This window comes from Mesorhizobium sp. AA23 (assembly GCF_001672435.1).
Classification (GTDB): domain Bacteria; phylum Pseudomonadota; class Alphaproteobacteria; order Rhizobiales; family Rhizobiaceae; genus Mesorhizobium.
In genome coordinates this window covers 237444-256574 of the sequence record NZ_LYTP01000029.1, presented here as the reverse complement: position 1 = coordinate 256574, position 19131 = coordinate 237444, and the positions used below count along the sequence as shown (strand labels likewise).

Sequence of the window (19131 nt, the reverse complement as noted above, 5' to 3'; positions counted from 1 at the left end):
GCGCCGCCCGCCGGCGCCGCAGGCACCGCTCGGCGAGACGACGCTGCGCGGCACCCTCGATCTCGAGCGCCCGGCGGAAGCGCCGCGCCGCGATCCGAACGGCCGCACGCAGCAGGGCGGCTGGGTGCGCGATCTCCTGACCAACGCCTCGCGCGAGGAAGAGCTGAAGCCGGCGACGCCCGCGGAAGCACCGCGCGCGACCCCTGCCCAGCGTTCGCCGCTGCATGTCATGGAATCGCTCAATTCGCTGTCCGTCGACATCGCCCGCGCCATCGACCATGACGCCTCGATCGAGCTGTGGAACCGCTACCGCCGCGGCGAGCGCGACGTGTTCACGCGCCGGCTCTACACGCTGAAGGGCCAGCAGACCTTCGACGAGATCCGCCGCAAGTATCAGGCCGAGGCCGAGTTCCGCGCCGCCGTCGACCGCTACTGCGACGATTTCGAGAAGCTGCTCAAGGATGTGTCGCGCAACGACCGCGACAACATCATGGCGCAAACCTATCTCACGTCGGACACCGGCAAGGTCTACACGATGCTGGCCCACGCCAGCGGCCGCCTGCACTGAGCGGGGCACATATCAGACACTGAAGCGGGGCCATTGCTCCGCTTCTTCATTTTAGAATCCACTTCCAGTTTGACGCAGGTCCCATCTTCGAATTGGCGGGAAGGCCTTGAAGACAGCGATAATCTTCGACTGCGAATTTCTTTGCCTCCAAGGCTCGCAACGCAGATTTTGGTGCGCGGCTCATGATCCCGATCCGGTCATAGCCCAGGTCGGCGCAGTAAAGCTCGGACTTGAGGGGGAGTTTCCCCTATTAGGCACGCACCGCGCCTATGTGCAACCGATTGACCGATTCGGCCGGGGATACGCGCTTGATCCGTTTTTCACCCAGCTCACCGGCATCACTGAAGAAACCCTGGAGACCGAGGGAGTCGGATTGGCAGAAGCTCTTGCCGACATCGACCGGTTCTCCGACGGTGCGCGCTTTTGGTCCTGGGGCAAGGACGAGCTGAACATGGTCGCGATCAGTTGTTATGTCGCCGGCATTCCCGTTTCCATACCAGCCAACCGGTTCGACAATGCAGTCAAGCTGCTGCTAGCGGCAGGGATGCCGATCGAAGATTTGGCGAGGACACCCAGCAACAAGCTGGCGGACTATTATGGCGTCGACCACGCTCCGTTGCGGGCACACGACGCGCTCGACGATGCGCTATCGCTGACCTACACCCTGCAACATCTGTTGAAATCCGAAAAATTGCAGGCAGACGTCTTCGAGTGTTTGTAGCCTGCGTGGCACCGCACCGGCACGCGCATTCGTTCAGATCACCGAATCGGTCCAGCGGACGATGTCCTTCGCCGCTTGGCCGAACGCGTTGTCTAGGGCACCGACATAAGCGGCATTTCCGCCGCCCGAGACCGGTGCGCTGGCCGTGAAGTCCTTCGAGGCGCGCACCTCGCCATTGCGATCGTTGAGGATGCGCACGAACAGCTCGACATCGGCATGTTCGCCGCCATTGACCCGGACTTCGAAGGACCGCACCTCGACGATGATCTGGTAGTCGATCGCCAAACCCTCGCCCGGCTTGCCGACACCGGCAAAGCTGCCGGAGCGCTGAAAAGTCTCGGCGAGCCTTGCCTGCACGATCAGCGGCAGGCGGTCCGCCCATTGCGCGCCCTTGAGGAACTGGATCGACTGGTCGGACGGCCTGATCACGATGTTCTGGCTGTCCAGCGCCTTCAACGCCGAGGGTTGGGCGATCAGGATCTGGCGGCGGCTGTGGCCCCGCATGTCGAGCGAAGGCGCGGAAAGCTCGAACGTGTCGAGCGGCGCCGGCCTGCCCCCCAGTACCGCGCAGCCTGCAAGCGTGAACACGAGCGCCGCGGCAGCAACGGACTTCAACCCTCTCACTGACTTCACGCGCGATCCCCACTGTCCCCGGATCTGACGATCAACTTACAGCTGCAATCCATGTTCTTGGCGTTCGCAGCAGCGGAAGTCAACGCCGTGCCCTGCCGTCAAACTGACGGACCTCCCCCTCGCCGCCCGTCAGTATGCGCTGCGGGTTGCGGCTGAGATCTGTCACCGCTTCCTCGATTCGGCTGATCGAGCGCCGGCTGGCCTGGACCAGCGCCTCGACATCCTGCAGCCCCTGGCCGGAGAAGCGCGACAGATTGTCGACGATGGTGCCCAGCCGAGAGTTCAGCGTATCGGCAACCTGCTTGAAGGACTTCAGCGTCGCCCGAGCATCGGCCATTACGCCATTGGCTTCACCGGACCCGAGAAGCTTGTCGACCTTCTCGAGAATTCCGTCGACGCGCACGGAGGCGTCGTTGAGGCGTTGCGCAAGCTGGCGGGCATTCTTGATCGTATCGTTGATGTCGTCGGAGCGGTTGGCGATCTTGTCGGTGACCTTGGCGATGTCGGCGGCCGCCTTGTTGGCGCTGTCGCTTGCCTTCTGGATGTTGGCGAGCGCCGTACGGACATTCGCCGGATCTATCCCATCGAGAACGCCGTTGACCTTGGCGAGCGTCCCTTGCGTCTGCTTGGCGAAGTCGTTGACCGACCCCACCGCGGCATCGACGTTCTTCAGCACGTCGTCCAACTGCCCGCTGGTTTCCTTGAGGTTCGCGGTGACCGTGTCGACATTGGCGACGATGCTCTTGATCCGGTCCTTGTCGACCGAATTGAGCAGGCCCTCGGCCGCCTTCAGCGTGCTGTCGAGTCGGCCCGACACATTTTGCAATTGCTCCGAAAGCGAGCTCACGGCGGACAGGAATTTATCGATGCCGTCCGAATTCTTGGCCAGCGCGTTGGAGAAGGTCTCGACGTTCTTGACTGTCTGCGTCAGCGGTCCGCGAACATCCTTGGTGAAGCCTTCCAACTCGGAAAGCACCTTGTCGGCACGCGTGAAGATGTTCTGCGCCGTCTGCAGCAGGTTGGTCACGGCCGACGGATTGGCGACGATCTCCGGAACCCTGCCTTCTTTCTCGGCCTGGTCGAGCAGCTTCACTTCCTTGGGATCGGCGCCTTTCAGCTCGATATTGGCCTGGCCGGTGAGGCCGGCGAGCCCGATATCGGCCTGCGTGGACTTGGTGATCGGCGTCATGCGGTCGATCTCGGTGTCGGCGATGGCGACGGTCGGGTTGTCGACATCGATATAGACCCGTTTGACGTCGCCCACCTTGACGCCGTTGAACAGCACGAAGCTGCCGCGGCCAAGGCCCGAAGCCGAGCCCGGGATGCGCACGCGCAACAGCGTCGTCTCGCCACGCTCGCCGATCGCGGCCGTCCAGTAGACGAAGGCGAAGGCCGCGAGGATCGCGGCCAGCGTGAAAATGCCGACAATGACGTAGTTGGCTCTGGTTTCCATTACCTCACTTATGGCTATGCGCGAGCCGCAAGATCAAGTTGCCGGGCGCGTTTTCCGCGGAAATAGGATTTTACCCACGGCTCCTCGCTTTTCAGCATGTCGTCGATCGTGCCTTCGACCAGCACCCTCTTCTTACCGAGCACCGCCACGTGGTCGCAGGCGGTGAACAGCGTGTCGAGGTCGTGCGTGACCATGTAGACAGTCAAATCCATCGTATCGCGCAGCTTGACGACCAATTCGTCGAATTCGGCCGCGCTGATCGGATCGAGGCCCGAGGTCGGCTCATCGAGGAAGACGATGTCTGGATCGAGCGCCAGCGCGCGAGCCAACGCCGCGCGCTTGATCATGCCGCCGGACAGCTCGGAGGGGAATTTCTGCGCTGCATCCGGCGGCAGCCCGACCAACTCGACCTTGAGCATGGCGAGTTCGTCCATCAGCTTCTTCGGCAGGTCGAGATACTCGCGCATCGGCACCTGCACGTTTTCCAGCACCGTCAGCGCCGAAAACAGCGCGCCGTGCTGGAACAGGACGCCGAGCCGCATGTCGATGCGCAGGCGCTCGATCTCGCTTGCCTTGTCGACGTCGACGCCGAACAGCCTGATGGTTCCCGATTGCTTCGGCATAAGCCCGAGGATGGTGCGCAGCAACACCGACTTGCCGGCGCCCGAGGCGCCGACGAACCCCAGGATCTCGCCGCGCTCGATGTCGAGCGAAAGCTTGTCGAGGATCAGCTTGTCTTCGATGGCAACCGTGACGTCACGGACCGAAAGCACGATCTCGCTCTCGTCCGCGTTCTGCGCCGTGTTGACCCCGTTGCCGCTTGCAACCGCCATCTCAAAACCCGATCGATGCGTAGAACATGGCGAAAAGCCCGTCGAGGATGATGACGACGAAGATCGACTTCACCACCGACGCGGTCACGTGCTGGCCGAGCGATTCGGCGCTGCCGCCGACCTTCATGCCCTCGACCGAAGCGATGGTGCCGATGATCATGGCCATGAACGGCGCCTTGATCAGCCCGGCAAAAATGGTGCTGAGGTCGATGGCGACCCGCAGCCGATCGATGAATGCCGCCGGTGGAATGTCGGAATAGAGCCAGGCGGCGATGATGCCGCCGCCGAGCGCGGCGAAATTCGCGATGATCGTCAAGCACGGCAGCGCAATCACCAAGGCGACGAGCCGCGGAAACACCAGCACGCCGATCGGGTTCAACCCGATCACCTTCAGCGCGTCGACCTCCTCGCGCATCTTCATCGAGCCGATCTCGGCGGTGATGGCGCTGCCCGAGCGGCCGGCCAGCATGATCGCGGTCATCAGCACGCCAAGTTCGCGCAGGATCAGCACGCCGACGAGGTCGACGACGAAAATGTCGGCACCGAAATAGCTGAGCTGATAAGCGCCTTGCTGGGCGACGATGGCGCCGACGATGGCCGACATCAGCACCACCACCGGAATGGCGCCGACGCCCATACGATCGATCTGGTTGAAGATTGCTGCCGGATTGACGGCATGGCCGCGGCCGAGCTTCATCTGCGCGCCGCGGATGGTGGCGCCGAGGATGTTCATCGAGGCCAGAAAATCGTCGCGCATCTCGTAGACGCGGCGGCCGACCAGCTCCAGCGCGCGCAGGATGATGTTGGGCGGTCCGGCCGGCCCCGATTCGGGTTCGCGTCGCACCGCGTCGCCGACCGCGCCGAGCAGGATTGAGGCGATCTCGCTCTGCCCCTGCACATGGACTTCGACGCCTTTCTTCTCGAAAGCGCTCGCCAGCCGATCGATCAGCCAGGCGCCGGCCGTGTCCATCTTCTCGATCTGGGAAAGGTCGAGCATCAGCTTCTTGGCGCTGTTGCGGTTTTCGATCTTGCGCATCTCCGCATCGACCGATGCCACGGTCCGCGTCGTCCAGACACCCGAGAAAGCGCAGCCGATTACGTCGCCTTCCTCGCCGACGATAATGCGCGGCTGGTGATTGGCATCACCGGCGGGCGTGCGGCTTGCGTCGCGTTTGCGGATGGTCAACATGGCGTCCTGTTTAGCGTGACGGGACTGGCGTGTCGATTTGCCGGGAGACCGGGTCGCACAGCCGGAGAAGAAAAATATGGCGCGTGTCATTTCGGTCGAGGCGGAGCGATTCCCCATCGCGGGCACCTTCACCATATCGCGCGGATCGAAAACCGAGGCCGAAGTCATCACCGTGACGATCGCCGACAACGGACATGTCGGGCGCGGCGAATGCGTGCCCTACAGGCGCTACGGCGAGACGATGGAAGGCGTGCGCGCCGCAATCGAGGCGATGCGCGGCCAGATCATCGACGGCATCGGCCGCACCGCCTTGCTCGCGGCCATGCCGGCCGGAGCGGCCCGCAATGCCATCGACTGCGCCTTGTGGGATCTCGAAGCCAAGCTGGGCGCCAGGCCGGTGGCGGACGCGATCGGGGTCGTTTCGCCTAAGGCGCTTGAAACCGCCTACACGCTGTCGCTCGCCGAACCTGACGCGATGGCGGCGCAGGCCCGCACCGCTGCCTCGCGACCGCTGCTCAAGGTCAAGATCGGCGGCGACAACGACGCGGCAAGGATTCGCGCCGTGACGCAAGCCGCCCCGCAAAGCCGCATTATACTCGACGCCAACGAGGGCTGGACCGATAACAACATCGTCGAGAATCTCGCATTCGCAGCCGAGCACGGCATAGTGCTGATCGAGCAGCCGCTGCCGGCCGGCCGTGATGGCATCTTGCGCGAAATCGCGCATCCCGTGCCGATTTGCGCCGACGAAAGCGTGCACGAGGCGAAGAACCTCGAAGCGCTGGTTGGCCTTTATGATGTCGTCAACATCAAGCTCGACAAAACTGGCGGACTGACCGAAGCGCTGATCCTTCGCGATCGTGCCCGCGAGTTGGGTTTCGGCATCATGGTCGGCTGCATGGTCGGCACGTCGCTCGCTATGGCGCCGGCAGTGCTGTTGGCTCAAGGCGCCGATTTCGTCGACCTCGACGGGCCGCTGCTCTTGGCGCACGACCGCGAACCGGGTCTCGTCTACCAGGGCTCGCTGGTCTCACCGCCTCAGCCGGCGCTGTGGGGCTGAGCGCGCGGCAAGCCCGATCAGCGCGAGGCCGATGATCGCGATCGGGATCATCGCCAGGAACCCGTCGACGCCAAGACGATCGTAGAGCGGGCCGGAGACCAGCGTGACCGCGGCCATGAAGAAGCCGTTGAAGAAAAAGGCGATGCCTTGCGCGGCGCCCGTGCGCTCTTCGGAAACCGTTTCGCCGATCATCTTCTGCAGGCCGATCAGCACCATCGCCACCGAAACCGCATGCAGCGTCTGGACGCCGAAGAAGCCGACGACGCCGAGGCCCAGCGGCCAGACCAGCGGAAAGGCGACCCATCGCAGGATCGAGCCGATGCCGGCGATCACCATCACCCTGACGACGGAAACGGAGGCGAAAATGCGGTTGAAGAACAAGAACATGCAGACCTCGGCAACCACGCCCCAGGCCCACAGCAGGCCCACGACGGAATCGCTGATGCCGATCGACTTCCAGTAGATCGACACGAAGCCGTAAAGAAAGGCGTGGCTGGCGGTGATGATGCCGACACCCAGCGTGAAATAGAGGAAATAGGCGTTGAAGAGGCTTGGCGCCGAATGCTGAATGTCGGTCGCCGATAATGGCGACGCCTTGCGAGGCTTGCCCATCCGCGGCGCCCACAAACCCGCGACAAGCGCTGCGGCAAGGGCCACAAAGATGATCGCCGGAACAGTTTGCGGGCCGGTGGCCGCCAGGATGAAGCCGCCGACTATATTGGCGCAGAAATAGGAGATCGAACCCCATTTGCGCATGGCCGTGTAGTTGGAGCCGAAGCGGCGGACGCCCGACAGAGCCAGCGAATCGGCCATCGGCGAATGCGGCGTCCAAGGGATCGAAAGCAACAGCGAGATGGCCAGCACGCCCGCATAGGTGGCCGGCAGGAAATAGCCGGCCGAAATGATCATCGTCGCCGCGACCAGCGTGATATAGACATTGGCGCGGTCCTTCGCCCGGTCGGCAAACGCGGTGAGCATCGGGGTCGTCACGACGCGCAGGAACATCGGCGCCGCCAGGATGACGGCGATCTGTTCGGCGTGGAAGCCTTTCGCCTCCAGCCAGAGCGGAAAATAGGGCAGATGGGTCCCCTGCGACACGAACAATGTCGCGAAGATCAGGCTCATGCGCAGTTCGAAATGGGCGGGCTTGACGAGTTGCTCAGGCGAAAGTGGCGGCAGCGACATGAATCGATCCAATTACGCTGCATTCCACGACCGCAACGCGTTTCGATCCCTATCACGCGGCAAGGAGCGGCGGAACCGCCTGGACCAGTCGATCTGGCCAAAGCTGTTGAAAGACAAGCAACCTCGGAGCCGGAAAGGCGCTCAGGCAGCCTTGACCGCCCTGCCCTTGAGATCGATGAGATCGACGCGCACCGGCGCGTCCTTGCCGGCCGGAACTTCGGGCAGCACATGCGCCCAGGTCAGGATCTCCATGCGGCCGTCGAAATGCTCGACCACCGCGGTGCAGCTTTCCACCCAGTCGCCGGTGTTGATGTATTGCACGTCGCCATAGCGTTCGATCGCGGCGTGATGGATGTGGCCGCAGATCACGCCGTCGACATGCGAGCGCCGCGCTTCCTCGGAGAGCACCGTCTGGAACGATCCGATGAAGTTCACCGCCTTCTTCACCTTGACCTTCGCCCAGGAAGAGAACGACCAGTAAGGCAGGCCGAGCAGGTGGCGCAGTCTCGTCACGAGGCGATTGACCAGCATTGCCGTGTCATAGGCGTAGTCGCCGAGGTAAGCGAGCCAGCGCTGATTGTGCACCACAGTGTCGAACTGGTCGCCATGAATGACGAGAAGCCGCCTGCCGTCGGCGGTCTCATGAATGGCGCGGTCGGCAACGACGATGCCGCCGAAATGCACGCCCTGGAACTGGCGGGCGAACTCGTCGTGGTTGCCGGCGATGTAGGTGATCGAGGCGCCTTTGCGCGCCTTGCGCAGCAATTTCTGCACCACGTCGTTATGGCTCTGCGGCCAATGCCAGCTGCGCCGCAGGCGCCAGCCGTCAACGATGTCGCCGACCAGGTAGATGGTATCGGCGTCATGGTGGCGCAGGAAATCGATCAGGAAATCGGCCTTGGCCGCTTTCGAGCCGAGATGCACGTCGGAAATGAACATGGTGCGAAAAGTGCGGGGCTCTGGACCGGACATCGCGATTTCCACCTTTCTTTGGCGTGCTATGCCTCGATTCATGCAACAACCGTATGACGGTTGCGGTTGGTCCAGCCCAGGCGCTAGCTTGCCGCCCTCGAAAAAGGAGAAATCACCATGGATCTCGGCATTCGCGGCAAGAAGGCCATCGTCTGCGCCTCGAGCAAGGGACTGGGGCGCGGCTGCGCGATTGCGCTGGCCGAAGCCGGCGTCGACCTTGTCGTCAACGGCCGCAACGCCGAGCTGTTGGCGAAGACGGCGCAGGAAATCCGCGAAAAATTCGGCGTCGAGGTGATCGAGATCGCGGGCGACGTCTCGAAGCCGGAAGTGCAGAAGGCATTGCTTGCCGCCTGCCCCGCCCCCGACATCCTGGTCAACAACAATGGCGGCCCGCCGCTTCGCGATTTCCGCGAGCTCGACCGCGCGAAAATCCTCGAAGGCGTGACGCAGAACATGGTGACGCCGATCGAGCTGATTCAGGCGGTCATCGACGGTATGGCCAAGCGCGGCTTCGGCCGCATCGTCAACATCACATCGCTGTCGGTCTATGTGCCGATCCCGGGCCTCGACCTGTCGTCGGGCGCCCGCGCCGGCCTGACCTCGTTTCTTGCCGGCGTGGCCCGCACGGTGATCGACCGAAACGTCACCATCAACAGCCTGTTGCCCGGCAAGCTCGACACCGACCGGTTGCGTGGCCCGCACGAAGCCGGCACGCCGGAAGACCCCGCAGCGGCCGCCGCGCGCAAGGCCCGCATCAGCGCCGACGTACCGGCAAAGCGCCTCGGCACGCCGGAAGAGTTCGGCCAGATCTGCGCCTTCCTGTGCTCGGTTCATGCCGGCTATCTCACTGGACAGAACATCCCGGTCGACGGCGGCCTCTACGTCAGTGCGTTCTGACGAGCTTCGTCAATCCGCCGCAAGTTTCCGAGCCAACAGGCTGAAATGGATTGATTATCTTCGCCTCGGCATCGTGAATGCCAGGGCCGACATTTGGCGTCGCGAAGAATCGCCGCTGCATGCTAAAAGGCTCGAAAGCAAGAAGCGCAGGAGGGCCGCGAATGGACGGCGAGAGCAAGAAAACGGCCCGATCGGACCTCGATGAGGCCGCGCTCTTCTTTCACAAGCACCCCACCCCGGGAAAGCTCGAGATCCAGGCGACCAAGCCGCTGGGCAACCAGCGGGATCTCGCGCTTGCCTATTCGCCGGGCGTTGCCGCTCCTTGTCTCGAGATCCGGGACGATCCGGCGGCCGCCGCCGACTACACGGCGCGCGCCAACCTCGTCGGCGTTGTCTCCAACGGCTCGGCGGTGCTTGGGCTGGGCAATATCGGCCCGCTCGCCTCCAAGCCGGTGATGGAAGGCAAGGCGGTGCTGTTCAAGAAATTCGCCGGCATCGACGTCTTCGACATCGAGATCGATGCTCCCGAGATCGAGCGCATGGTCGAGACGGTGGCCGCGCTCGAGCCGACCTTCGGCGGCATCAATCTCGAGGACATCAAGGCGCCTGAATGCTTCGAGGTCGAGGAACGGCTGAAGGCCCGCATGGGCATTCCGGTTTTCCATGACGACCAGCATGGCACGGCAATCATCGTCGCCGCCGCGGTGCTCAACGGGCTGGAATTCGCCGGCAAATCGATCTCCGACATCAAGATCGTCACGTCCGGCGCGGGCGCTGCGGCGCTCGCCTGCCTCAACCTTTTGGTCTCGCTCGGGGCCAAGGTCGAAAATATCTGGGTCACCGATCGTTTCGGCGTCGCCTACAAAGGCCGGGTCGAGGAGATGGACCGCTGGAAAGACCCTTATGTGAAGGACACCCAGGCGCGCACGCTGACCGATGTCATCCCCGGCGCCGACGTCTTTCTCGGCCTCTCCGCCGCAGGCGTGCTGAAGCCAGAACTCCTGCAGCACATGGCGCCGAAGCCGCTGATCCTGGCGCTCGCCAACCCGACGCCGGAGATCATGCCTGAGGTGGCGCGCGCGGCACGGCCCGACGCCATGATCTGCACCGGGCGCTCCGATTTTCCCAATCAAGTCAATAACGTGCTCTGCTTTCCTTACATTTTCCGCGGCGCGCTGGATTGCGGGGCGAGCGCCATCAACGAGGAGATGAAGATGGCCGCGGTCAGAGCGATCGCGGCGCTGGCCCGCGAGGAGCCATCGGACGTCGCCGCCCGCGCCTATTCCGGCGAGACGCCGGTCTTCGGCCCGGACTTCCTGATCCCCTCGCCCTTCGATCCGCGGCTCATCCTGCGCATCGCGCCGGCGGTGGCGAGAGCCGCCTGCGACACCGGCGTGGCGACGCGGCCGATCTCCGATTTCGCGGCCTATGTCGACAAGCTCAACCGCTTCGTCTTCCGCTCTGGCCTGGTGATGAAACCGGTGTTCTCCTCGGCCAAGGCCGCCAGCGCCAAGCGCGTCATCTACGCCGACGGCGAGGACGAGCGCGTGCTGCGGGCGGCACAGGTAGTCCTGGAGGAAGGCATCGCCGAGCCGATACTGATCGGCCGTCCGCATGTCGTGGAAGTCAGGCTGAAGCGTTACGGCCTGCGCATCCGGCCGGGCGTCGATTTCGGCCTGATCAATCCGGAGGACGATCCGCGCTACCGGCACTATGTCGATCTGCTGATCGAACTCGCCGGCCGCCGCGGTATAACGACGGAAGCCGCCCGCACCATGGTGCGCACCAACAACACGGTGATCGCCGCCCTTGCGTTGAAGCGCGGCGATGCGGATGCGATGATTTGCGGGCTCGAAGGCCGCTTCGAGCGACATCTGCGCAATGTCACGCTGATCATCGGGCCGCGTCCCGGCATCAAGGACCGCGATCTCTCGACGCTGTCGATGCTGATCTCGCAGCGCGGCATCATCTTCCTCACTGACACCCATGTCTCCGTCGATCCGACGGCGGAGGAGATAGCCGAGATGACGGTGCTGGCGGCGGAAGAAATCCAGCGCTTCGGCATCGAGCCGAAGGCAGCATTGCTGTCGCATTCGGATTTCGGCTCGCGCGATTCGCCCGGCGCGCTCAAGATGCGCGAGGCCGCTGCCATCCTCGCCCGCATCGCGCCGGAGCTGCAGTGCGATGGCGAGATGCATGCCGACTCGGCTCTTTCCGAGCATCTGCGCCAGCGCGTCTACCCGCATTCGCGGCTGAAAGGGGAAGCCAATCTGCTGGTGTTCCCGAACCTCGATTCGGCCAACATCACGCTGACGGCGCTGCGTGCCATGATGGACGCGCTGCATGTCGGGCCGATCCTGCTCGGCACCGACAAGCCCGCGCACATCCTGACCCCTTCTGTGACGTCGCGCGGCGTGGTCAACATGACGGCACTGGCGGTGGTCGAGGCGGCGCACAAGGCGCAGGCGCTCGCCCCGATCTGAGTTCAGGGTGAGCTCTGGGTTGTGCGAGCTCGCGCCAGCGGAATTGTGTTTGGCTAGTAAGCTAGGGAACAGTTAACCACGACGCGGTAGCCTTCCACAGGCAATCGGGATTCCAGGCGGATGAAGGGGTTGAAGCTGACGCACCTTGCTGCGCTGCTTGCAGTGTTGGCGGCGTCGGCTGTCGCTGTGACGGAGCCGCAGGCCGCTTCTCGCACCTGCCGCCAGCTCGAAGCGGAGCTTGCAGCCACGCGCGGCGGTGGCGGCGGTCCGGGACTGATCCGCAAATATGACGACGCGATCGCCCGCCAGCGCGAGCAGCTGGCCAAGGCGCGCGGCCGCGCCGGTGATGCCAATTGCGGCTTCGCGCTGTTTTCGCGCAATGCCGGCCAATGCGCGGCGATCAATGCCTCGATAGAGCGTATGAACGCCAATCTCGACATCTTGCAGGCCAAGCGCCAGCGGCTGGCCGGCGGCGGCACGCGGCGCGACCGCAGCCGCATTCTTGCGGCGCTCGACGCCAATGGCTGCCGCGATGATGAAGTCGAGCCGCCTCGCGCCCCGATCCAGGACGCCGCCCGCAACAATGGTGGCGGCAATCTGTTCGAGCAGCTCTTCGGCCGTGGCGACGAGGAGATCGATACGCTCGACACGCCTGAAGCGCTTCCGCCAGACGATCCCGGCGCGCGCAACATCCGCCGGGTGATCAACCAACCCGACGGCATGGACCTGCCGAGAATGAACGGCGAGTTCCGCACCGTCTGCGTGCGCACCTGCGACGGCTATTTCTTCCCGATGTCGAACGCCGCCTCTCTTGGCGATTTCGAGCGCGATCAGAAGAATTGCGAATCGAGCTGCCCCGGCACCGAGATGCAGGTCTTCTACACGCGCGGCATGGACGATGACGCCGGCAACATGACGTCCTCCGCGACCGGCCGTCCCTACAGCGAGCTGCCGACGGCCTATCTCTACAAGCAGGCAAACTACTCGCGGCCGCCGCAATGCGGCTGCAACGCCCAGGCCGAAAACTTCTCGATCATAGGCGGCAATCCGCCCAATCCGGAGCAGCCGCAGCCAGACAGCGGGGCGACGACCCTCGTGCCGGCGGCCAAGCTCGATGCTGGCGCCGATCCCGAAACGCTCGCCAACGCTGCAGGCGGGCTCGACCGCGCGGCTATCAAGCAGCTGACCGCCAAGGTGCCGGCGTCACCGGTTTCGGCCCTGCCGCCGGAACAGCGCAAGGTCAGGGTCGTCGGGCCAGCGTTCCTTCCCGACCCATCAGCGGCAATAGATCTGCAAGCTCCGGCCCCGAAGACCGCCCGGTAAGGGCAAGCCGCAGCGGCATGAACAGCGGCTTGCCCTTGCGGCCCGTCGCTTCCTTGATCTTGCCGGTCCAATCCTTCCAGACCGTGCCGTTCCAAGGCTCTTCCGGCAACAGGTCGAACGCCTGGTGGAGGAAATCACGGTCCTCGCCGGAAAATTCCGCCGGCTCCTGCGGCCCGTCGCTCAGGATGCGCCACCAGGCGACCGCGTCGGACAAACGGTCGATATTGCCGCGCACGGCGAGCCAGAAGGGCTCGGCCCTGTCGCCGGAAATGCCAAGCACAATCAGCCGGTCGCGCGCCTCCTCGAACGGCATTTGGTGCATCAGCGTGCGATTGAGCACAAAAAGCTCGTCGGGATCGAACTTGGTGGCAGACTTGGATGTCGCGGCCGGGTCGAAATGGCTGGCGAGCTCGTTGAGATCGTGCGCTGCAGCGACATTCTCCGATGTGCCGACGAGCACGGCAAGCGAGGCGACAGCCATCGGCTCGATGCCCTCCTCGCGCAGGCTTTCTATCGACAGCGCGCCCGTGCGCTTCGACAGCCCCTCACCCGACACGGTGGTCAAGAGATTGTGGTGCCCGAACACCGGCGGCTCAGCGCCCAGCGCCTGGAACAAGGCGATCTGCACGCCGGTGTTGGTGACGTGGTCGTCGCCGCGTATGACATGGGTGACGCCCATCTCGATGTCGTCGACCACCGAAGGCAGTGTGTAGAGATAAGTGCCGTCCTCACGCACCAGGACCGGGTCCGACAGTGAGGCGAGATCGACGGTCTCCTCGCCGCGCACAAGGTCGTTCCAGTGCACCTCGGTCCGTTCCGGCTGCAGCGGGTCGCCGGTGAAGTTCGGCAAAAGAAAGCGCCAGTGCGGCCGGCGCCCGTCGGATTCGTATTCGGCCACCTGCTCCGGCGTCAGCGTCAATGCCTCGCGGCCATAGACCGGCGGCAGGCCGCGCGTGCGGCGCACCTTGCGGCGCAGGTCGAGCTCCTCCGGCGTTTCGTAGCAGGCATAAAGCACGCGCGCCGCCTTCAGCCGCTCAACCGCGGCGTCATAGACTTCAAAGCGACGCGACTGGTATTCGGTAACGTCGGGAAAAATGCCGAGCCAATGCAGGTCATAGAGAATTGCATCGGCGAATTCCTGCGTCGAACGGGCAACGTCTGTATCGTCGAAGCGCTGGATGTAGCGGCCCCTGTTGTTCATGGCGAAAAGCCAGTTGAACAGCGCGGTGCGGGCATTGCCGATGTGGATGCGGCCGGTCGGCGACGGAGCGAAACGAACGGTAACTGTCATGAGCGGGGCGTAGCGAATGCTTCCAGGCTTGACAAGACACGCCCCCGCGCAGGGCAACAGATAGTCCAAGCCAGCTAAAATGAAAAGCCGCCCGTCGGGCCCGGTCCCGGGCAACCCGACGAACCGTCACCGTCAAATAAAGGCTTTTCGATGCGCCTTTCTGTCCCCGTTATCCACATATGTGAGACACAACATATTGGGGTCACAAAAGCTACAAAAACGAATCCTTGACGGGTCAGAACGAGTCGCTTTTTATAGGCCATGCGCTCCTGTTGCGGGCGTGACCGGAGAGTTCAGAGGCCGGTCTTTTTTCCCGGATTTTGTGCGTTTTGCCCACATTTCCGCCCGTTCACGAGGCCGGCGGAAGCGTTGGGAATGATGGGGCTTGGGTGGGCGAAAGGGAGAATTGTCGGGCTGGAAAAAATGATCTGTTAACACTATATTTAGTGTTTGCAGGCAGGCTCGACCCTAGATAGTGTGAACCTCCCTCTTCCGAGGGAATCGACAAAAGTTTCAGTTTTGAGGGACCCGTGGGTCGGCCTGCAGCCTGGGTGAGCGCCTGGAAGGGCGTTTGCTTGTCTGCACGGTGTTGCCCGCGACGAGGAGAATGCCGGCGTCGCCTGCGATGCCGGCAAACGGCGGACCGTGCTTTTCGCCTGGCGGGGCAGCAATCCCTGGGGAAAAGCGCTATATGTAGACAAAAGGGACCGGACCAATGCGCATCGAGCGTCGCTTCACCAAGCCAGACCAAGCAGGTCAAGAAGGGGTAGCTTACGCGGAGATCGAATTCCGCAAGGCTCTGTCGGAGATCAAGAATCCCGACGGCTCGGTGGTGTTCCGCCTCGACAACATCGATGTGCCGGCGCAGTTCAGCCAGGTCGCGGCCGACATCCTGGCCCAAAAATATTTCCGCAAGGCCGGCGTCCCGGCGCGCCTGAAGAAGGTCGAGGAGAACGACGTCCCCTCCTTCCTGTGGCGTTCGGTTGCCGACGAGGCCGAACTCGCCAAGCTCCCCGAGGCCGAGCGCTATGGTTCGGAAACCGATGCTCGCCAGGTCTTCGACCGGCTGTCCGGCACCTGGACCTATTGGGGCTGGAAGGGCGGCTACTTCAAGTCCGAAGAAGATGCCCGCGCTTTCCGCGACGAGCTTGCCTATATGCTGGCCACTCAGCGCGTGGCGCCGAACTCGCCGCAATGGTTCAACACCGGCCTGCACTGGGCCTATGGCATCGACGGGCCGAGCCAGGGTCACTTCTATGTCGACCCCTTCACCGGCAGGCTGACCAAGTCGAAGTCGGCTTACGAGCATCCGCAGCCGCATGCCTGCTTCATCCAGAGCGTTCAGGACGACCTCGTCAACGAGGGCGGCATCATGGACCTGTGGGTGCGTGAGGCGCGCCTGTTCAAATACGGCTCCGGCACCGGCTCGAACTTCTCGATGCTGCGCGGCGAAGGCGAGAAGCTGTCCGGCGGCGGCCGCTCGTCCGGCCTGATGAGCTTCCTCAAGATCGGCGATCGCGCGGCGGGCGCCATCAAGTCGGGCGGCACGACGCGCCGCGCCGCCAAGATGGTCATCGTCGACGCCGACCATCCCGACATCGAGGACTTCATCGACTGGAAGGTCAATGAGGAGCAGAAGGTCGCCTCGCTGGTGACCGGCTCGAAGATCGTCAAGAAGCACCTCGAAGCGATCATGAAGGCCTGCGTCAATTGCGAAGGCAATGGCGACGACTGCTTCGACCCGGCCCTCAACACCGCGCTGAAGCGCGAGATCAAGGCGGCCAAGAAGGACGCCGTGCCGGAGAACTACATCTATCGCGTCATCCAGTTCGCCCGCCAGGGCTACACCTCGATGTCGTTCAAGACCTACGACACCGACTGGGACTCTGACGCCTATCTCACCGTTTCCGGCCAGAACTCCAACAACTCGGTGTCGCTGAGGGACAATTTCCTGCGCGCCGTCGAGGCCGACGGCGACTGGCAGCTCACCGCCCGCAAGGACGGCAAGGTGCTGAAGACGCTTAAGGCGCGGGATCTCTGGGAAAAGATCGGTTATGCCGCGTGGGCGTCCGCCGATCCCGGCCTGCATTTCAACACGACCATGAACGACTGGCACACCTGCGCCTCCGCCGGTGCGATCCGGGCCTCCAACCCGTGCTCGGAATACATGTTCCTCGACGACACGGCCTGCAACCTCGCCTCGATCAACCTCCTGCCCTACCGCAAGGAAGACGGCACGATCGACATCGCCGCTTACGAGCACACCGTTCGGCTGTGGACCGTCGTGCTCGAGATCTCGGTGATGATGGCGCAGTTCCCGTCGAAGGAGATCGCCAAGCTCTCCTACGACTACCGCACGCTCGGCCTCGGCTACGCCAACATCGGCGGCCTGTTGATGACGTCCGGCATTCCCTACGACTCCGACGAGGGCCGCGCGATCTGCGCCGCGCTCACGGCCATCATGACCGGCATCGCCTATGCGACCTCGGCCGAAATGGCTTCCGAGCTCGGCGCCTTCCCGGACTATGACCGCAACGCCCAGAACATGCTGCGCGTCATGCGCAACCACCGCCGCGCCGCCTATGGCGACAAGGACGGCTACGAGAAGCTCGCCGTCAATCCGGTGCCGCTGGTCGCCTCCGACCTGAAGCAGCAGGCGCTGGCCGAGCATGCCCGCGCCGCCTGGGATCGCGCCATCGAGCTCGGCGAGGAGCATGGCTATCGCAACGCGCAGGCGACCGTGATCGCGCCGACCGGCACGATCGGCCTGGTCATGGACTGCGACACCACCGGCATCGAGCCCGACTTCGCGCTGGTGAAGTTCAAGAAGCTCGCCGGCGGCGGCTACTTCAAGATCATCAACCGCGCGGTGCCGGAAGCGCTGCGCACGCTCGGCTATTCCGAAAGCCAGATTGCCGAGATCGAGGCCTATGCCGTCGGCCATGGCAACCTCAACCAGGCGCCCGGCATCAACCCGTCTTCGCTGAAGGCCAAGGGCTTCACCGATGATAAGATCGCGGCGCTGAATGCGGCGCTGAAGTCGGCCTTCGACATCAAGTTCGTGTTCAACCAGTGGACGCTCGGCGCCGATTGGGTGAAAGAGACGCTCGGCTTCACCGACGAGCAGCTTTCCGACTTTTCCTTCGAGATGCTGCCGGCGCTGGGCTTCTCCAAGAAGGACATCGACGCGGCCAACATCCATGTCTGCGGTGCAATGACGCTCGAAGGGGCGCCGTTCCTCAAGGCCGAGCACCTGCCGGTGTTCGACTGCGCCAGCCCCTGCGGCAAGATCGGCAAGCGCTCGCTGTCGATCCAGAGCCACATCCTGATGATGGCCGCGGCGCAGCCCTTCATCTCGGGCGCCATCTCCAAGACCATCAACATGCCGAACGAGGCGACGGTCGAGGACGCCAAGAACGCCTACATGCTGTCCTGGAAGCTGGCGCTGAAGGCCAACGCGCTCTATCGCGACGGCTCGAAGCTGTCGCAGCCGCTCAATGCCTCGCTGCTCGCCGACGGCGAGGAGGACGAGGACGAGGCGGTCGAGCAGCTGATTGCGGCGCCCGCCGCGCAGCGCGCCGTGCAGGTGACGGAAAAGATCGTCGAGCGCGTCATCGAGCGTCTCTACCGCGACCGCGAGAAGCTGCCGAACCGCCGCAAGGGCTACACGCAGAAGGCGGTCGTCGGCGGCCACAAGGTGTATCTCAGGACCGGCGAGTTCGACGACGGCCGCCTCGGCGAGATCTTCATCGACATGCACAAGGAAGGTGCTGCCTTCCGCGCCATGATGAACAACTTCGCCATCGCCATCTCGCTCGGCCTGCAATATGGCGTGCCGCTCGACGAATATGTCGAGGCCTTCACCTTCACCAAGTTCGAGCCGGCCGGCATGGTGCAGGGCAACGACGCGATCAAGAACGCGACGTCGATCCTCGACTACGTGTTCCGCGAGCTTGCCGTCTCCTATCTCGGCCGCCACGACCTCGCGCATGTCGATCAGTCGGACTTCGACAAGACGGCGCTCGGCCGCGGCATCACCGAAGGCAAGGCGACGCCGTTCTCCAAGGGCCTCTATCGCGGTGCCTCGCCGGTGAAGCTGGTGTCGGCTGCCGGTTCAGACCCCAAGGGTTTTGGCGGCTCAGCCCCGACGACGGCCCCTGCCCGCGCAGCGCCCACCGCCTTCGCCGGCTCCAACGTGCTGGCGTTGAAGCCTGCAAGCGACGAGGCCCTTGCCTACAAGCGCGACTATGAGGAGCGCGCCAGGGAACTGGCCGAGGAGATGGTGGAAGAGGAAGCCGAGGCCGCCGGCGGCGCCGAGGCGTTCTTCACCGACGCCGCCGCCAACGAGGCCGCCGAGGCCAAGAAGCTAGCCGCCACCCGTCGCCAGCAGTCGCTGCTCCAGGGCTACACCGGCAACGAATGCTCGGAGTGCCACAACTTCACCATGGTGCGGAACGGCACCTGCGAGAAGTGCGACACGTGCGGTGCGACGAGCGGGTGCAGCTGAGGCCCGATGCCGCCAA

Annotated in this window: 14 protein-coding genes; 7 read left to right on the top strand and 7 right to left on the bottom strand. The window is 63.8% G+C overall.

Annotated features, from left to right (window positions below; all coding sequences use genetic code 11):
- The coding region (locus A9K66_RS23830) for a hypothetical protein (protein ID WP_156751132.1) at positions 1-568 on the top strand (568 nt) is incomplete at its 5' end.
- Positions 569-674: 106 nt separating this feature from the next.
- Positions 675-1289 carry a 3'-5' exonuclease gene (locus tag A9K66_RS23825; protein ID WP_067328411.1) on the top strand — a complete coding sequence of 205 codons (615 nt, stop codon included), beginning with the start codon at positions 675-677 and terminating at the stop codon, positions 1287-1289.
- A gap of 33 nt (positions 1290-1322) precedes the next feature.
- On the opposite strand, the gene A9K66_RS23820 is transcribed toward A9K66_RS23825, so the two are convergent.
- The 4 genes from A9K66_RS23820 to A9K66_RS23805 all read right to left on the bottom strand — a co-directional run bounded on the left by A9K66_RS23820 (position 1323) and on the right by A9K66_RS23805 (position 5397).
- Complete coding sequence (locus A9K66_RS23820; protein WP_156751133.1) at positions 1323-1913, bottom strand: ABC-type transport auxiliary lipoprotein family protein; 591 nt, start codon at positions 1911-1913, stop codon at positions 1323-1325.
- Positions 1914-2001: 88 nt separating this feature from the next.
- On the bottom strand, positions 2002-3375 hold the full coding sequence (locus A9K66_RS23815) for an MlaD family protein (protein WP_067328406.1): 1374 nt from the start codon (positions 3373-3375) through the stop codon (positions 2002-2004).
- A gap of 14 nt (positions 3376-3389) precedes the next feature.
- Complete coding sequence (locus tag A9K66_RS23810) at positions 3390-4208, bottom strand: ABC transporter ATP-binding protein (protein WP_067328403.1); 819 nt, start codon at positions 4206-4208, stop codon at positions 3390-3392.
- A gap of 1 nt (position 4209) precedes the next feature.
- The gene (locus A9K66_RS23805) at positions 4210-5397 is read right to left on the bottom strand and encodes an ABC transporter permease (RefSeq protein ID WP_067328401.1); all 1188 of its coding nucleotides are present in this window, start codon (positions 5395-5397) and stop codon (positions 4210-4212) included.
- A gap of 76 nt (positions 5398-5473) precedes the next feature.
- Here A9K66_RS23805 and dgcA point away from each other — a divergent pair, with 76 nt between their 5' ends.
- A complete protein-coding gene (dgcA, locus tag A9K66_RS23800) occupies positions 5474-6457 on the top strand; it encodes an N-acetyl-D-Glu racemase DgcA (RefSeq protein WP_067328398.1) in 984 nt (327 codons plus the stop codon).
- Here the strand turns inward: dgcA and A9K66_RS23795 are convergent.
- Both A9K66_RS23795 and A9K66_RS23790 read right to left on the bottom strand, forming a co-directional pair.
- A complete protein-coding gene (locus tag A9K66_RS23795; RefSeq protein WP_067328395.1) occupies positions 6428-7642 on the bottom strand; it encodes an MFS transporter in 1215 nt (404 codons plus the stop codon). The two genes, dgcA and A9K66_RS23795, sit on opposite strands and share 30 nt — an antisense overlap.
- A gap of 141 nt (positions 7643-7783) precedes the next feature.
- On the bottom strand, positions 7784-8614 hold the full coding sequence (locus tag A9K66_RS23790; protein ID WP_082954046.1) for a UDP-2,3-diacylglucosamine diphosphatase: 831 nt from the start codon (positions 8612-8614) through the stop codon (positions 7784-7786).
- 117 nt (positions 8615-8731) lie between these two features.
- Here A9K66_RS23790 and A9K66_RS23785 point away from each other — a divergent pair, with 117 nt between their 5' ends.
- From A9K66_RS23785 to A9K66_RS23775, 3 genes are all read left to right on the top strand, one after another.
- Positions 8732-9511, top strand: coding sequence for an SDR family oxidoreductase (locus tag A9K66_RS23785; RefSeq protein ID WP_067328390.1), 780 nt, complete (start codon positions 8732-8734; stop codon positions 9509-9511).
- Between the two features lie 161 nt (positions 9512-9672).
- Positions 9673-11994 (top strand): NADP-dependent malic enzyme, encoded by a 2322-nt coding sequence (locus tag A9K66_RS23780; RefSeq protein ID WP_067328387.1) that lies wholly within the window; start codon positions 9673-9675, stop codon positions 11992-11994.
- Between the two features lie 120 nt (positions 11995-12114).
- Positions 12115-13317, top strand: coding sequence for a DUF2865 domain-containing protein (locus A9K66_RS23775; RefSeq protein WP_067328384.1), 1203 nt, complete (start codon positions 12115-12117; stop codon positions 13315-13317).
- Here A9K66_RS23775 and A9K66_RS23770 read toward each other — a convergent pair.
- A complete protein-coding gene (locus A9K66_RS23770) occupies positions 13235-14608 on the bottom strand; it encodes a glutamate--tRNA ligase (protein ID WP_067328381.1) in 1374 nt (457 codons plus the stop codon). The genes A9K66_RS23775 and A9K66_RS23770 overlap by 83 nt on opposite strands.
- A gap of 715 nt (positions 14609-15323) precedes the next feature.
- Here A9K66_RS23770 and A9K66_RS23765 point away from each other — a divergent pair.
- Positions 15324-19115 carry a vitamin B12-dependent ribonucleotide reductase gene (locus A9K66_RS23765; protein WP_067328379.1) on the top strand — a complete coding sequence of 1264 codons (3792 nt, stop codon included), beginning with the start codon at positions 15324-15326 and terminating at the stop codon, positions 19113-19115.
- Positions 19116-19131 lie beyond the last annotated feature (16 nt).

What these genes read in the sequence shown, in the direction of transcription:
- A9K66_RS23815 (WP_067328406.1), bottom strand. Translation starts at nt 3,375, where the DNA reads ATGGAAACCAGAGCCAACTACGTCATTGTCGGCATTTTCACGCTGGCC.
- A9K66_RS23810 (WP_067328403.1), bottom strand. Translation starts at nt 4,208, where the DNA reads ATGGCGGTTGCAAGCGGCAACGGGGTCAACACGGCGCAGAACGCGGAC.
- A9K66_RS23805 (WP_067328401.1), bottom strand. Translation starts at nt 5,397, where the DNA reads ATGTTGACCATCCGCAAACGCGACGCAAGCCGCACGCCCGCCGGTGAT.
- dgcA (WP_067328398.1), top strand. Translation starts at nt 5,474, where the DNA reads ATGGCGCGTGTCATTTCGGTCGAGGCGGAGCGATTCCCCATCGCGGGC.
- A9K66_RS23795 (WP_067328395.1), bottom strand. Translation starts at nt 7,642, where the DNA reads ATGTCGCTGCCGCCACTTTCGCCTGAGCAACTCGTCAAGCCCGCCCAT.
- A9K66_RS23790 (WP_082954046.1), bottom strand. Translation starts at nt 8,614, where the DNA reads ATGTCCGGTCCAGAGCCCCGCACTTTTCGCACCATGTTCATTTCCGAC.
- A9K66_RS23785 (WP_067328390.1), top strand. Translation starts at nt 8,732, where the DNA reads ATGGATCTCGGCATTCGCGGCAAGAAGGCCATCGTCTGCGCCTCGAGC.
- A9K66_RS23780 (WP_067328387.1), top strand. Translation starts at nt 9,673, where the DNA reads ATGGACGGCGAGAGCAAGAAAACGGCCCGATCGGACCTCGATGAGGCC.
- A9K66_RS23775 (WP_067328384.1), top strand. Translation starts at nt 12,115, where the DNA reads ATGAAGGGGTTGAAGCTGACGCACCTTGCTGCGCTGCTTGCAGTGTTG.
- A9K66_RS23770 (WP_067328381.1), bottom strand. Translation starts at nt 14,608, where the DNA reads ATGACAGTTACCGTTCGTTTCGCTCCGTCGCCGACCGGCCGCATCCAC.
- A9K66_RS23765 (WP_067328379.1), top strand. Translation starts at nt 15,324, where the DNA reads ATGCGCATCGAGCGTCGCTTCACCAAGCCAGACCAAGCAGGTCAAGAA.